Source organism: Calothrix rhizosoleniae SC01 (assembly GCF_900185595.1).
GTDB classification, from domain to species: Bacteria; Cyanobacteriota; Cyanobacteriia; order Cyanobacteriales; family Nostocaceae; genus Calothrix_A; species Calothrix_A rhizosoleniae.
Genome location: NZ_FYBH01000030.1, coordinates 1 through 14,827, shown reverse-complemented (window position 1 = coordinate 14,827; position 14,827 = coordinate 1). Strand labels below are relative to the sequence as shown.

Genomic DNA, 14,827 nt, shown 5'->3' with positions numbered 1-14,827 from the left:
TTTGTTATAGGATGCAAGCGCTTGTTCATATTTTCTTAAATTACCTAAGGCAATACCCCTGTAGTACCAAGCTTCGTGGTCTTCAGGTTTAATTTCAAGGGCTTCGTCATAGGATGCGATCGCTTGTTCATATTTTCTTAAAGCAAGTAGGACAGCACCCCGGTTATACCAAGCATTTTGGTGTTCGGGTTTAATTGCAAGGGCTTTGTCATATGATGCGATCGCACCTGCAAACTCACCAGCCATATACAGCCGATTACCTTCTTCCCACCATTTCTCAGCGTTTTCCCCGTCCAATTTAGAAACATCTCCCCCCTCTCTTCCTTTTAGATATTAACTCTTCCAGACATTAAACACGCAAACTGTCAATAAAAATTCACCCTCGTTCAATTAGTATTATTTTAGACTAAGTTTATCTACTTGTATTCGATGAGTTGCTACCATGTGGGAATATTTATTTAGAAGTCGGGAATCTAAATATGTTTGCCAGAATCAAACGAATATTAAGACAGTTCTTTCGCAAATCCAGGACAATCAGAAATGAGCCCTTAAATAAGGTAAGTTTGATTGTCATTATTTTGATTGATATCTTTATCCTGATCAACGTTTTTACTGGACTAGATGATATTAGTAGATGGTATATCAGTCCTTATCAAGCTTATCCATGTTATTCCGAATGGCAAAGTTACCGTACACAAACCAATCAGGATAAAGACTATACAATTATCAAAGCTTCATTAACTTACAACCGAAATAATCAATTCAAGGAAGAACAAAGATATCAACAAGTAGAATCAAACCATTTAGGTAAAGTTTCTCCAGTTTGTCTAAATTATGCACAATCCAAAGACAAAATCAACAACACCAAAAATCAGCAAATAGCAAAATTAATTGACCAAAAGCAAAGAAATATAAGTAATTTTCAACAAAAAAATAGAACTATTCGCGCTCAATATGATTCCACGCTCTTAGAAAAAATTGCTGGACAGCCGAGCCAACAATCAATTAATCAAGTTAGTGCAGCAAAAGCCAAACTTGAGTTAGATAAAAATAATCGTAATATTGCTGCCATAAAAAAAGAAATATCTAACCTGAAAACTGAACTAATTAACAAACCAGAAAGTATTAGTTATATCAACTTTCTGAAAGATATAAATCAATTCAATATAGTTGAGAAAGGTTATAAACAAGCATCTTTTTGGTATCCTAGCATCCAACTTGTTTTTCAATCTCTATTCCTCATTCCATTAATTGTTATTGCCCTATCAGCCCATAGATTCGCAGTAGGGAAAGGATACGGACTGATTGCCTTAATCAGCTGGCATTTACTAGTCATATTTTTTATCCCATTAATTATTAAAGTATTTGAATTTTTGCAATTTGGCGCAATTTTTGAATTTATCTTTAATATTATCCAAGCCCTATTTAGTGGATTACTTTTCCTTGTTAGCTACGTTTATATCTTACTAATTCCATTACTTGGCTTTGTCATTATTAAATTATTTCAAAAAATTGTCTTTAACCCTCAACTTCAAGCAACTAATCGATTCCAAAAATCACGCTGTCTCAAGTGCGCTAAGAAAATTCGCCATGATGATAATTACTGCCCTCATTGTGGTTATTATCAATACATTGAATGTCAAAACTGCCATAATCTTACCTATAAACACTTATCCTACTGTAAACATTGTGGACATGCTCAGAATATTGATAATGTGTAAAATATGTTTAAATCTGTTGTAAACTAACTTCCAATATTGGATTTGCTGTGACTTTTAGCAAATATATGGACTTTTGTTCCCTTCCCTACAATCCACCATTGTTTTTACGGAATGGTATAGCAATGACAGTCTATACCCATCGCTGGGCAAATCGTTACTGGGAACAAACCATTAATGAACCAGAACCAAACTTCCAACCCACCATCTTTAAAGGTGCCCAAGAGGTACCAATTTTTGGCCTAGTCGCCATACCAGAAAATGCCCATAGCACTATTGTTGCTACCTATGGAATTACTGGTGATTTAGAAACAGAATGGTTTTTGCAAATCCTAGGGCGCAAGGCATATGCTCAAGGATACGCCGTTGTTTTATTTGATTGGCGCGCCCACGGGAAAACAGCAGATTTATCACCAACATTAACCAGTGATGGTTTATACGAAGGTGAAGACTATGTGCGTATTGCTGCGACGGCTAAATCGATGGGATGTCCCAGCAAATTTTGGTTTGTTGGTTCTTCTTTGGGAGGACAATTAGCCTTATGGGGAATTAAAGCAGCCCAAGAATTAACCAGGGATAATAACGAATTGGGTTTACAAGACAGTGATATTGGTGGTGCGACGGTAATTTGTCCTAGTTTAGATTCTAACCGTTCCCTATCGTACTTAGTTAAACACCCTGTAGGAAAATATTTAGAGAAAGGAATCGCGAATAAATTAAAAGAATTAGCATGGCGCATCCATGATGCACACCCTGGGGTTTTCGATGCTCAAGCCATTGAAAGGGCAAATAGTATCTGGAGTTTTGATCATGAATTAGTCATAGAAAAATTGGGTTTCCCCTCTGTGGAGGCTTATTATGAAGCCAGTAGTGCTTTATATTTATTACCAAACTTGAGAAAACCAATCTTGATGATTTATGCTGCTGATGATCCTTTCTTTCACCCAGATATTGTCACTGACATGAAAATAGCCTGTCGAAACAATCCATTTATAGATTTATGGCTGACAAAACATGGGGGTCATGTGGGTTATTTTAGCAGCAAAAAATGCCAGGATCGAGTCGAAGATGCAGATCCTTGGTGGGCTTGGAATCGAGCCTTACAATGGTTGACAGCTCACAGATGAGTAATAATTAATAAGTAATAAGGAAACTTCCATAATTAAAAGAATTTAGAATTTAGAATTTAGAATTTAGAATTACGTTTTGCAACGGAGATTTTACCCCGACGCAAAACGCGCTGCTTTTAGAAGCAGGGGACTTTTACCCCTAAAGTTGGTTAAAATTACCAGGCGATTACAAATTTACTGTAGGGGCGCAAGGCTTGCGCCCTTGTCATTGGTAAAATTATTTTCAGAAACCACCTTAGTAGATTGTATCGCACTACCAAAGCACGTTAGGACATTTTTGAATGTTGAAACCCATGAACATTAAACTTATTACTTATTACTTATTACTTGCGCGTAGCGCTATACAACCGAACATTTGTCCAGCCGATCAAATTTCCTCTGGATCTATATTTAATTCTCTTAACTTAGCAGCTAATCTTTCAGCTTTCTCCTGAGCAATTTCCTTTTGCTGGCGTTCATATTCTTTCTGTTGGCGTTCCGACTCTGCTAATTCTGCAACTTCTTCTGGTGTGGGAACCAACTCATTTTCTGATGTAAAAAACCGTAACAAACCATCATAAATCCCCAAATATAATCCTAACTGTTGACTCCACAAATGTCCTTGATTATTAGGTTCTAAGAGTTGATATTGACCATCCACTAAATGAAATCCCACAAATTCTAAGGTATAAGGATCAAACCAAAAATAATCAGGAGTACGAAAAGTATCTTGGTAAATTTTTTTCTTTAATTCCCTATCTGTATTAGCTGTTGATTCCGAAAGAATTTCTAAAATTAAGTTTGGATATTTGCCATCTTCTTCCCAAACTACCCAACTTTTACGGAGTTTGCGTTCGGTATCTAATACCACAAAAAAATCTGGTCCCCGGAAGTCTTCTGATTTGCGTTGATGGGGGCTGTAATAGATAGTTAGATTACCAGCAGTATAGAAATCATTTCTATCTCGCCACAGCCATTTTAGACATTTAAGTAAGAGCATTATCTGCTCTAGATGCAACTCTGTTTCCAAGGGAGGCTCATCACTATATAAATCACCAGGAGGAAATATAACATCTTCCGTGATGTCTTGGGGACTGCCTAATTCTTTCGCTAGGGACATGGCTGCGGGTAATATGATTTTGGATTTTGAAAAATAGATAATCCGTTATCCGTTGTTTATTTTGGATTGTGAAAGATCTACTGTAGAAGCTTTTTCAACTTCCATTTATCCCAATCATTATTTACCAACGGATGATTTAGATTTACCAACGGATGGTTTGGTTTTACCAACACAAATTGGTATCAGACGGTTATCTGCATATAGGTTTATTGTAGTCCCAAGAATTGTATTCAGGATACATTGTGATTGAAACTGACAAAAATGATCTAAGGCAACCAAACATCAGGCAAAATAGATTTACCCAATTGACGCAATGTTTTATTAATTGTCCTCCCTACTTGGATATGTGGCTCATCTGCTTCCACAGGTAACACATTCGCCGATTTACCTCCTCCCAAATAGTCAACCGCCAAATTAGCAGCCTCCAAACCAGTTACATAAGCCTTTTCCTGAGCCCAAGAACCGTGACGGTTAGCTATCCAATCCCCGCTCATAAATACATTCTCAAAGCTAGTTTGAGCGGGTAACATATGCTGATAACTACCAGGTGCAAAATGTGTGACTGCTTGGGGAAGACGAATTACACTGCTGTCAATTATCTCTGCATTCCCAAATCCCGGCACACAGGTAGCTAAGTCTTTTTTAACCTTTGCAACTATCGCTTCATTATCTAAGGGGATTAACTGATTGGCATGGTAAAAATCCGCCTCAATTACTGTCCCTGACTCATGGCGATATTCATCATGTAAGGTATTCAAATCAAAGAAAGTCCAGCCTGTGGTGTTATCAAAACCAAAACAGGCATTAGAAGGAAGAGGAACATCAATTTTACGATCAAACCATAACCGGGTAGCTAAAGCATCGATCGCTCCCAGATTATTCACATTACAGAATTCCTGGCGGCTTTGCAAACTAGGGGAATTAGCAATAATTTTTTTCATCCCCGTAATCCCCACAGCAAAAATCACCGCATCAGTATCAAAAATGCTATCCCCACACACAACACCCGTGACTCGATTCTGACTATTGGTAATGACATCCGTCACCCGTTGATTAGCTAAAACCTTACCCCCTACTTTTTCTATCCTTTCCACCCAAGGACTGAATATCTTTTCTCCCACGGTTCCGCGACACCACACTACATCAAAATCAGGTTGGTGTGCCAGGATGAAATAGTAAAGCATTCCCAAGGTAGCAGCAGCAGAACACTGTTCTCCAGGGGCAAATAAACCCACTAATAACATGGGTTCAAAAGCTTCTTTATACAATCTGGCAGACACACCGAAGGTTTTAAATAATTCCCTGGCAGTGAGATAATCATAACGTCGCCAAGCATCATCAGAATTATCAAAGTCAAGCAGGGAGTATAGTAAAGGTAAAGCACTCAGGCGATCGCTTAACGGTAAACGCTGAAACTTTGTGTAAATAAAAGTACCTAAAGGAGTAGGTAATTGGGGCAAATTTTGAAAAATCGGCGATTCTACTTCCAAACCTACAGGAGAATATTGAGATGAGCGCGTCCAAGTGGTAAAAGGACTAATACCTAATTCGTTAATCAGAGCAAAAATATTTCTGTAAGGATACCAAAAGCCATGAATTCCAGCTTCCACCGAACGTCCTCCAGATGCCTTCCAGCCTGCAACCAGTCCACCAGGGTAGGAACCAGCTTCCAGTAGGCTCACATCATAGCCTTGTTTGGCTAAATGGTAGGTTGCACCTAAACCAGCCCAACCAGCACCCACAACTACCACTTTTTTGCCTTGTGACTCTCCTGACATTGTTACTTCCTGTATTATTTTGGTTTCTATTACAAAATGTAAAGCATTTATTCCTATTATTTCCAGGAAGCAGCCAGAATAATCGTAGTATTGCCCAGGTAATGGTAATTTAAAATAATTTATACTGAAAAAAAATCATAAAAGTGTGCAATATTTACTACCAATAGAGGTGAAAAGAGATTGTCATTTCATCCTGAATTTTGCCGTAATGAGAGTGAAGTTGAAAGCAAATTCATCGTTCAATATTTGTTACCCCAGTTAGGATATACACCAGATACTTGGCATCAAGAAGTAAGCTTTGGCAAAATTCGTCTGGATTTCCTGGCTTTTGCGGTGCAAACCATGCCTTTCGTTTTAGATGCGAGTTCACCGTTGAGCGTGGTGATGGAAGCCAAGCACCCAAAGCAAAATTTGAATAAACATATTCATAGATTGAGGCAGTATTTAACCAGTTTAAATGTTGAGTATGGTTTACTGACAAATGGGAAGGAAGTTAGGATTTATAAAACATATAATAATGATATTAAATTAGTGTTTCAATGCTTGGGGAAAGAGATAGATGCCAAAATAGATGAAATCAAAAAATTAATCGGTAGAGATAAGCTCAAAGATAATCCAAGCATCAAAGAAGCAGGAGTTTTAAATTCTCAATATCCAACTCAATCAGTATCTCCAGAGATTTCTAAAACCAAGGGAAAACATATAATGAAAATCATTGCAGTCTACCATAACAAAGGTGGTGTTGGTAAAACGACAACCGTAGTTAATTTAGCCGCAGCTATTAGTAAAAGAGGGAAAAAAGTTTTAGTTATTGACTTGGATAGTCAAGCTAATACCACATTTGCTACTGGTTTAGTTAAATTTGATGATGAAGAGTTTGATGATATCAGGGAATATAATATTCTGAATGTGTTAAAGTCAGAGGAATTTTATTCTATTTCCGAAGTAGCAAGAAAGTCTAATTTTTGCAACCCAGAAATTGATGTGATTCCTTCCCACATCGATTTAATGAATGGTGAAATAGAGTTAAATGCTTTAGAGTATACCCGATTCATACTAATTGAAAAATTGGAAGAAGTCCAGGAAGAATATGATGTGGTTCTTCTTGATACTCCACCTTCCTTAAATTTGTATGCCAGAATTGCTTTGATAGCAGCAGATTATTTGATTATACCATCAGATTTAAAACCTTTTGCCAACCAAGGTCTAACAAACGTTAAAGATTTTGTTAAAGCTGTGAATGCTTTTAGAAAGCAGATGAGAAAAGAACCTCTGGAAATACTTGGTATAGTCCCCTGTAAAATATCTACCAATGCCAAATTTATAAATGCAACATTTAAAAATCGCATTCGCAAGGTTTATGAAAGATATGGTATTGATATTTTCAATACTGTAATTTATGAAAGAGATGATTTAGCTAAGTGTGCGGAAAAAACTTTAGAAGTTGGAAATATGGAAGTTGCTGATCCTATCTCTGTACTTGATTTTAAGCCTAATTCTCTCTCTGCACAAGAATTTGAATTACTAGCAAAAGAAGTATTGAAAAAAATAGGAATGGCTCAATGAAATTGTTGACTTCCCTGGTAGCAGTGAGGAAAATTACTTGTAATTCTCCTCGTTCCTTATTTATAGATGAAGAGCTTGAAGAAGCTGCTAAGTTAATTTTAGCAACTGAAGGAGTTATCAATCCCATAGTTGTTCGTCGAACTAGCTTAAAATCTTATGAAGTTATAGATGGAGCATTTGAATATTATGCTGCTGCTAGAGCTAGAGAAATAGAGCCGGAAAAAGGTGAAATGATTGGCGTATTTATCATTGAAGAAGATAATGAAGAATTATTAATACAGCAAGTTAAAGCCTTTAGAAAAGATAACTTAAATCCTGTCAACAAATCTATTATTACAGAAGAGGTTTTAAATAATTTTCTCAAAAATTTTGAATCGCGCTTTGACAAAATAGCTCATCAACTTCTGGAAGAGGCTACAGCAAAAGTTAAATTTGAATATGAAGTCAAGGATTTACAAAAGCAACTGAAAAATAAAATAGAAATATTAGAAATATTTAATAATTTAGACGCGTCTCAACTTGCGTCTAAATTAAAAATTACTGGCATCAAACAATTTAATCAAATATCAGACGCTGTCATCACAGAAAGAAAGAAGCATAAATTTAAATCTCTTAATGATGTCGTAAATAGGGTAAAAATCAAAAGAGGTCAAAAATCAATCACAGCTATTAGCAGTAAAAAAATGCTCGATATTGTTGATATTTGGTTAAATAATTCGTAATTTTATATCTGTCATAACAATTTTGGACTTCGTCGTCAGCGCTCAGTCGAACGATTTTGGATTGACTCCATGTCTAAAATTAGGGGCTTGAAATCATGAATCCTTACGCCTTGTGTTTATGCATAGCGGCACAATTGTAGTACTACGCATATAGGTTAAGAAATTGTTGAAGTACCAAACCTATGAACAGTAAACTTATAGCATTTCCTACTCTGGTGAAGTACACATCAAAACCTCACCCCGATAAAGCATAGCTTTATCGGGGTGAGGTTAATCCGCACCTCACTAGGCTGATAAACGCTATATTACTTATTACTTATTACTTATTACTTTCCTTCTCAATTTAGAGACTCCTCAACTTGATGCTGATTCCACAAAGTTCTATAAATTCCTGATTGTTGCAGCAATTCAATTTGCGTACCCACCTGAACAATTTTACCCTTGTCCATCACAAGAATCCGATCTGCTGTAGCTGCGGCTGAAAGTTGATGGGTAATAAAAATTACCGTCTTACGTTGCTTACCCCCAGATAAATTTCTGAGAATAGCCGTAGCGGTTTGATTGTCAACACTAGAAAGAGCATCATCTAGGATTAACACTGGAGCATCTATCAGCATAGCCCTAGCAAGGGATGTACGCTGCCTTTGTCCGCCAGAGAGGGTAATTCCTCGTTCTCCCACAATGGTGTCATATTGCTGGGAAAAATTGATGATTTCGGAGTGTATCTGTGACTGCTTAGCCACATCTTCTATTTCTAATTCTTCCCTAACTGGATCCCCGTAGCGAATATTATTTTTGATGGTGGTACTAAACAGAAAACTATCTTGAGGTACATAAGCGATCGCACCCCGCAAATCTGCTAAGGTAATTTCGGTAATATCTACCCCATCTAAAAATAGCTGTCCGGACTGGATATCTAGTAACCGTGGTAAAGCATTTGCCAAGGTTGATTTACCCGCACCAATGGATCCCACAATTGCCACAATTTCCCCTGGGTTAATGACGAAATTTATATCTTGTAGTGCAGGGGTGGCAGAATCGGGATAAGTATAACTGAGGTTTTTGGCTGTAATTTCCCCTTTGATTTGGGTAGGTGATAAAGAAATTGTATTCTCAGTGTCCTTAATTTTTGGTTGAGTACTGAGAATTACATCTATACGATCAATACTAACTTCCCCCCTCTGATATGCTGTAATGGTAAATCCTAACAGTGCCGTAGGAAATACCAAACGCTCCACAAAAATTAGGAGGGCGACAAAATCACCAATTGCGAGGGTTCCTCCAGCAATTTGGGCTCCTCCCAGCCAAATAATAATCAAAGAGCTAATATTAGCTAATCCTCCAACCAACGGGAACAAAGTATTACGGCTTTTAGCTAACTTGAGATTAGCCTGTAACAATTGTTGATTTTTGTGAGCAAATGCCCTTCGTTCATTCTCTTCCTGAGCATAAATTTTAATTAAGGCAATCCCACTAATATCCTCTTGGATGAGTTGACTAATATCAGAAATATTTTCCTGTACTTGTGATTGTTCATTACGTAGGCGATCGCTAAATAAATGTACTACAAAGAACATCAAGGGATATACTGCCAAAGATGTCAACGTTAAATCCGCACTAATGGAAAGCATCGCTGGTAATGTTAAACCATAGGCAAACAAAGTATTTGCCAAACTCAACACAGCAAAACCTAACAGCCTACGGATATTATCTACATCGCTAGTAGCTCTACTAATCAAATCGCCAGCAGGATGGGTGGCGAAATAAGCAGGTTCTAATTTGAGTAAATGTTGAAAAATTTGCTGCTTTAACTCAAACTCCACCTGTCTTCCCACACCAAAAATCCAGATTCGGGAAGCCATACGAATCAGCCACATGGCTGAAGTTAGCAAAATAATCGGTACGGCGTAGCTTAATACATCACCATAAGTAAAATTAGTTGATAATTTATCAACTGCCGAGCGAATTGATAAGGTTATATAAACACCTAATCCGTTGACAGTTAACAAAGCGATCACACCTAAGAGTGCTTCCCGCCAATGGGGGCGTAAATAACTAACGAGTTTAGCTAGCCGTCTTCTTGTTGCCATGCCAAGGTTTGTAGGGTTTCATGCTCCAGATAATGGGGAAAAATTTTTTCAACCAGCATAAAAATACAGGTTTTGCCAAACAGCCACATAAGTAGCCGTTTAGCAGATTGTTTTTGGTTGTTTCACCTGTTCACGAACGACCACGCAAGAAAAAGTACACTTGATTAAGATAACTGTCCCATACTCTGGTTGTTAATGCTAGGGTTTCGGCGTTGGGAACAAAGTCCTCCAGACGTAAACCCCTTCTGGCAATTCTTTGTGGACTTTGTAGCAAGTAAGGTTGAACCATCACATCTGATACCCCCAAATTGTTCAAATTTGAAGCTAGCAGAGTCCCTTGTTCCTGACTGAGGATAATTTGGTTATCCACCATTGCTACAGGTGAACGTACCAGAAAGTAGGCTACTGCTGGGGTACTTGCCAACAATAAAATTGTCAGCGCCGACGCAATCCAAAATCCTCCAGGTTTTTCAATTGCTCCGTCCTTTAATTTCTGAGCAGCAAAAATTAAAAATAATATAGATGCTCCCAAAGGTTTGAGTGGGAAAGAAATCACATTCCACAAGGAAACTACAGCAGGTTCCTGAGGAATAAAGAATGATAGAGCTAAGACAACGAATAAGACAACAACAATTAATCGCCCTACATAATTGCTAGAAGGATAAAACTTCTGGAACAAAGATAGAACGATGGTACCAATCAATAACCACAGTAGTACTCGACTTAACAGTACAAACATAGATTAACTCTCAAATCTCCTTGTGCGCTCAGCCTATAGTTTTTGGGCAGTTTATTTGAGCGCCAAAATGTAATTTTACTGTTACCTGACATCAAATTCCTCACACCCTAAACATAAAGACTACCGTCGTAGTGATTTTAGAGCAATTTTTCTCAAGTGGGTTGATATTTTTTGACATCCTCCCATGAGTTCTATCCGTGGGATTGTGGGAAAAAGAGCGTAGATAGCAGTTGAACCTGTCTTACATCTATTATCTCCACTGCTAAGAGCACCTTTTCCCCCCGCTTCTTTTGGCCAGATTTGCCCATATTCTATCATGGCGGATAAATCCGTCTTGAACTTTGCCCTAAACTCTGTAATTTTCCAGATCAGTAATTTCCCCAAAGTAAATTAATGTAATGAAGAGTCGTAATATCCCAAGGAAAAATTATGTCATCAGCAAAAACTACCATTTTGGTGACAGGGGGAGCCGGATATATTGGTTCCCACACAGTTCTAGCTCTTAAACAAGCTGGTTATGAAGTGATTGTACTGGATAATTTAGTCTATGGACATCAGGATTTGGTAGAACAAGTTTTACAGGTAGAACTGATTGTTGGTGATATAAGCGATCGCTCTTTGTTAGATAATTTATTTCAAACTCGTAATATTGCAGCAGTAATGCACTTTTCTGCCTATGCTTATGTGGGAGAATCCGTGAAGGAACCAGCTAAGTATTACAGAAACAATGTAGTAGCCACCCTTAACCTTTTAGAAGCAATGCAAGCTGCTGGTATTAATAAGTTTGTATTTTCTTCTACCTGTGCTACCTATGGCATACCAGAGATGGTTCCCATCCCAGAAAATCATCCCCAAAATCCCATTAATCCCTACGGCGCAACTAAATTAATGGTAGAGAGGATTCTGTCTGACTTTGATGTGGCATATGGTCTCAAATCTGTACGCTTTCGTTATTTTAACGCTGCTGGAGCCGATCCCCAAGGTCGCTTAGGGGAGCATCACAACCCGGAAACCCACTTAATTCCCTTAGTATTATTAACAGCTTTGGGTCAACGGGAATCTATCTCTATTTTTGGTACTGATTATGACACACATGATGGTACTTGTATCCGTGACTATATTCATGTCACTGACTTAGCAGATGCCCATGTTTTAGGACTGGAATACCTATTAAAAGGTGGAAATAGCGAGGTGTTTAACCTGGGCAATGGTCAAGGATTCTCAGTCAAAGAAGTGATTGAAACAGCCAAACAGGTCACAGGTAGGCAGATCAAAGTTATAGAATGCGATCGCCGCCCTGGTGATCCTCCAATATTAATTGGTAGTGCTAAAAAAGCTACGCAATTTCTAGGCTGGCAACCTCAGTATTATTCCTTGCAAGATATCATCAAACATGCATGGCAGTGGCATCAAAAACGACACCAATAGATCACGGATCACGAAGAGGCAGGGGGCAGGGAGCAGGGAGCAGGGGGAGAATTATCTGTAGTCAGGATTTAGAGGAATGGTATAAAACCCTATCCCTAGGAATAAGTCAAGAAGAGACGCGGAGACACGGAGACCCCGATGTGGTGGGGCTTGAACCGCCCACCAATCGGGAGCCATCAAATCGCAGATTTTGATGGGGGACTCAAACCCTTGGGGCTTACCGTCCCGGACACGGGGCTTGGGACACAGAACACTCCGCGTCCCCGTGTCCCCGCGTCATCCGGTTGAAGGGATATCCCATCACTTGTTTATATGCAACAGGATTGGATATTGAGAAGCGGTATTATAGTGCATCTGGTTTTCTCTGCGGATTCTTAACCTACAAATATATTCACGACGGAGAAGATAGAATGACTCAACTTTTTTCCTCTAGCACCTTGGCAATTATACCTACTACAGTCCCTTGGTATCCAAAGGTAGCTATGGTAATGATTATTGCTAATATTTTTGCTATATTTTTAGGCAAATTAGTGATTAAAAATCCTGTTGCTCAACCACCTTTACCAATGCCAATCATGTTTGGTGGTATGGGCTGGTCAGAATTATTAGCTACTATGAGTTTAGGACATATTTTAGGATTAGGAGCTATTTTAGGGCTAGCTAATATGGGCTATCTTTAACTCCATTCATCAAGATTGACTAATTTCTGCTAAAGATCTCAGTTAACATAAATTATTGTCGGGCGCAGTTATTGCGCCCTTTTCAGTAATTAGGTAAAACCTTGAGCGTAATCAAAATAGGGGCAATCATCTTTACATAATTTCTGAAGCAAGAGAATCACCCTCATCCATATTTCCTGTTTTAAATACGGAAAACTTATTATTTTTTTAACCATACGTTACACCAATTTACTGATCCCCGATCCAAGATATAGCTATGACAAAAGTTGCTTTTCAGGGAATCGAACAAATCAGGCGAATATTTCAGCCTCCAGTTAAATTTTTCCTGGGAAAGTTAGGGCGAAATCTGGTGAAGGAGTGATTTTTTATGCTTTGCGATCAATGTCAGCGCCAAAAAAACTGTTTACCTTTATTATTTTCTAAAAATAATCCACAGTTGCGGAAGATGCTGAAGAATTTAAAACGATGTGAGATGCGTAAAGTGAATAAGGTTAATTATCAAAATTCTATACTCAATAAGGTCTTAGTTATGCTCCTCAAAGTACATACTCCTCCAGCCTGAAACATCAGAACAGAGGGAAAATTTCCACCTTTGCTGCCTATTCTATTAAAAATGGTGGTGGAGCGATCTTACCTCAATCAATTACTGGGATAATTTTTAGACATCACGTTATATAAAAAAACGAACATAAAAATGAAAGTAGTTTATCCTCATAAATTCAACTCCATGAGTGCTCGGGATATCCTCAAAAAAGTCGTCGAGGAACGCGAACTTCACCTAGCCACCCTGAACCGCTATCGCTACAACGAACAGCGTAGTTGTAAAGACTTAACAGAAGTTATTGAACGGCTAAATGGTCAACCCCAAGCATTGGTAAAAGATTTATCTCGTCATGTCTCAGATGAAGCACGTCATGCAATGTGGCTGACAGATTTGCTCATAGATTTGGGTGCAGATATTGGTAAGCCACCGGGAGTTTCCTACATTGACGAATTTGAAAGGCTATTAGACCAAGAAGTGTACGATACACAAACAAACTTGGAAGATGGTATTATCAGTGCCCTAGTCGCAATTAATGTGACAGAAAAACGGGGCTGTGAGTATTTTGCTGCACATATTCACGCCCTGAAACAAGCTCCCCAAACGGAAGAAAATATTAAAATTAGACAAACTATTGAAAAGATTTTCCCCGAAGAAACTGGTCATGTGCGTTGGGGAAATGGTTGGTTAGCCCAAATTGCCAAGAAAAGCCCAGAGCATAGAAAAAAAGTAGAACAAGCAAAATTCAAGTATGCAGCAATTGAACAGGCGGCTTTTGAATCGGGAATGGATATTATGGCTGGGGCGGAACTGCGTCGGCTGAACAATCTCCTAGAAGTCAGCAATACAATGCCACTCTGGGAACGTCCCCAGTATTTGCTCCAGCGTTTGCCTCAAACCCTAGTCTCTCCAGAACTACAGATGACTAGAATCCAAGTGGCTAACAAAGCTTGGCAAAGAGATCCCCAGGCTTTTGTGGAAAAATTTGTACCCATGTTTTTCAATGGGTTGAACAATATTCATCGGCAGCAAAAAAGTAAGTAAGGCGGTAGCAAAAATAAATTTGGGTAGCATCGGAGCAATAAATAGTCATTATCGCTGGTCATACTGTCAATTCGCAATAATTACGTGAATTTTGCGTAAATCCTGAATGTAAAGCATAACTTCATAAAAAAAAGATTATGTCTTGATTCAAAGTTTTTGGTTTTTTATCCAGAAAGAGAATAATCTATCTTATGGTGGATGACATAGTGAACAATTCACATTTTTAAGATGTCATCCACTCAAAAAAACAATGAAAAAAGTACTTTCAGTCATAAAAGTAAACGAAAAATAT

Annotated in this window: 13 protein-coding genes; 8 read left to right on the top strand and 5 right to left on the bottom strand. The window is 38.2% G+C overall.

All coding sequences use genetic code 11. The features are described from left to right. Positions 1–297: tetratricopeptide repeat protein (locus CALSC_RS01520; RefSeq protein WP_143288118.1), on the bottom strand; the 297-nt coding region annotated here is incomplete at its 3' end. 182 nt (positions 298–479) lie between these two features. Between CALSC_RS01520 and CALSC_RS01515 the strand changes: the two genes are divergently transcribed. Further along, positions 480–1,721 (top strand): hypothetical protein, encoded by a 1,242-nt coding sequence (locus CALSC_RS01515; protein WP_088239667.1) that lies wholly within the window; start codon positions 480–482, stop codon positions 1,719–1,721. A gap of 122 nt (positions 1,722–1,843) precedes the next feature. Beyond that, on the top strand, positions 1,844–2,845 hold the full coding sequence (locus CALSC_RS01510; protein ID WP_407641870.1) for a YheT family hydrolase: 1,002 nt from the start codon (positions 1,844–1,846) through the stop codon (positions 2,843–2,845). Positions 2,846–3,215: 370 nt separating this feature from the next. On the opposite strand, the gene CALSC_RS01505 is transcribed toward CALSC_RS01510, so the two are convergent. Both CALSC_RS01505 and CALSC_RS01495 read right to left on the bottom strand, forming a co-directional pair. Beyond that, entirely contained in the window at positions 3,216–3,947 is a 732-nt protein-coding gene (locus CALSC_RS01505; protein WP_088239665.1) for a Uma2 family endonuclease, read from the bottom strand. Between the two features lie 266 nt (positions 3,948–4,213). Further along, a complete protein-coding gene (locus CALSC_RS01495; protein ID WP_088239663.1) occupies positions 4,214–5,725 on the bottom strand; it encodes a hydroxysqualene dehydroxylase in 1,512 nt (503 codons plus the stop codon). A gap of 180 nt (positions 5,726–5,905) precedes the next feature. On the opposite strand from CALSC_RS01495, the gene CALSC_RS01490 reads away from it, so the two are divergent. Further along, positions 5,906–7,291: an AAA family ATPase gene (locus CALSC_RS01490; protein WP_088239662.1), complete on the top strand. Its 1,386-nt coding sequence runs from the start codon at positions 5,906–5,908 to the stop codon at positions 7,289–7,291. Further along, positions 7,288–8,013, top strand: coding sequence for a ParB N-terminal domain-containing protein (locus CALSC_RS01485; RefSeq protein WP_088239661.1), 726 nt, complete (start codon positions 7,288–7,290; stop codon positions 8,011–8,013). The genes CALSC_RS01490 and CALSC_RS01485 overlap by 4 nt, the downstream gene beginning before the upstream one ends. Before the next feature lie 338 nt (positions 8,014–8,351). On the opposite strand, the gene CALSC_RS01480 is transcribed toward CALSC_RS01485, so the two are convergent. Together CALSC_RS01480 and CALSC_RS01475 are read right to left on the bottom strand one after the other, a co-directional pair. Continuing rightward, positions 8,352–10,103 carry an ABC transporter ATP-binding protein gene (locus tag CALSC_RS01480; RefSeq protein ID WP_088239660.1) on the bottom strand — a complete coding sequence of 584 codons (1,752 nt, stop codon included), beginning with the start codon at positions 10,101–10,103 and terminating at the stop codon, positions 8,352–8,354. A gap of 130 nt (positions 10,104–10,233) precedes the next feature. Further along, complete coding sequence (locus tag CALSC_RS01475) at positions 10,234–10,842, bottom strand: hypothetical protein (RefSeq protein ID WP_088239659.1); 609 nt, start codon at positions 10,840–10,842, stop codon at positions 10,234–10,236. A gap of 429 nt (positions 10,843–11,271) precedes the next feature. Between CALSC_RS01475 and galE the strand changes: the two genes are divergently transcribed. The 4 genes from galE to CALSC_RS01455 all read left to right on the top strand — a co-directional run bounded on the left by galE (position 11,272) and on the right by CALSC_RS01455 (position 14,535). Further along, on the top strand, positions 11,272–12,270 hold the full coding sequence (gene galE, locus CALSC_RS01465; protein ID WP_088239657.1) for a UDP-glucose 4-epimerase GalE: 999 nt from the start codon (positions 11,272–11,274) through the stop codon (positions 12,268–12,270). Further along, positions 12,240–12,464 carry a hypothetical protein gene (locus CALSC_RS25720; protein ID WP_143288117.1) on the top strand — a complete coding sequence of 75 codons (225 nt, stop codon included), beginning with the start codon at positions 12,240–12,242 and terminating at the stop codon, positions 12,462–12,464. Before galE ends, CALSC_RS25720 begins: the two co-directional genes overlap by 31 nt. A gap of 216 nt (positions 12,465–12,680) precedes the next feature. Beyond that, positions 12,681–12,950: a photosystem I reaction center subunit PsaK gene (gene psaK / locus CALSC_RS01460; protein WP_088239656.1), complete on the top strand. Its 270-nt coding sequence runs from the start codon at positions 12,681–12,683 to the stop codon at positions 12,948–12,950. Between the two features lie 694 nt (positions 12,951–13,644). Next, on the top strand, positions 13,645–14,535 hold the full coding sequence (locus CALSC_RS01455) for a ferritin-like domain-containing protein (RefSeq protein ID WP_088239655.1): 891 nt from the start codon (positions 13,645–13,647) through the stop codon (positions 14,533–14,535). The last annotated feature ends 292 nt before the right edge of the window (positions 14,536–14,827 follow it).

Bases quoted from the DNA above. Each gene is read 5' to 3' on its own strand.
- CALSC_RS01515 (WP_088239667.1), top strand. From the start codon at position 480: ATGTTTGCCAGAATCAAACGAATATTAAGACAGTTCTTTCGCAAATCC.
- CALSC_RS01510 (WP_407641870.1), top strand. From the start codon at position 1,844: ATGACAGTCTATACCCATCGCTGGGCAAATCGTTACTGGGAACAAACC.
- CALSC_RS01505 (WP_088239665.1), bottom strand. From the start codon at position 3,947: ATGTCCCTAGCGAAAGAATTAGGCAGTCCCCAAGACATCACGGAAGAT.
- CALSC_RS01495 (WP_088239663.1), bottom strand. From the start codon at position 5,725: ATGTCAGGAGAGTCACAAGGCAAAAAAGTGGTAGTTGTGGGTGCTGGT.
- CALSC_RS01485 (WP_088239661.1), top strand. From the start codon at position 7,288: ATGAAATTGTTGACTTCCCTGGTAGCAGTGAGGAAAATTACTTGTAAT.
- CALSC_RS01480 (WP_088239660.1), bottom strand. From the start codon at position 10,103: ATGGCAACAAGAAGACGGCTAGCTAAACTCGTTAGTTATTTACGCCCC.
- CALSC_RS01475 (WP_088239659.1), bottom strand. From the start codon at position 10,842: ATGTTTGTACTGTTAAGTCGAGTACTACTGTGGTTATTGATTGGTACC.
- galE (WP_088239657.1), top strand. From the start codon at position 11,272: ATGTCATCAGCAAAAACTACCATTTTGGTGACAGGGGGAGCCGGATAT.
- CALSC_RS25720 (WP_143288117.1), top strand. From the start codon at position 12,240: ATGGCAGTGGCATCAAAAACGACACCAATAGATCACGGATCACGAAGA.
- psaK (WP_088239656.1), top strand. From the start codon at position 12,681: ATGACTCAACTTTTTTCCTCTAGCACCTTGGCAATTATACCTACTACA.
- CALSC_RS01455 (WP_088239655.1), top strand. From the start codon at position 13,645: ATGAAAGTAGTTTATCCTCATAAATTCAACTCCATGAGTGCTCGGGAT.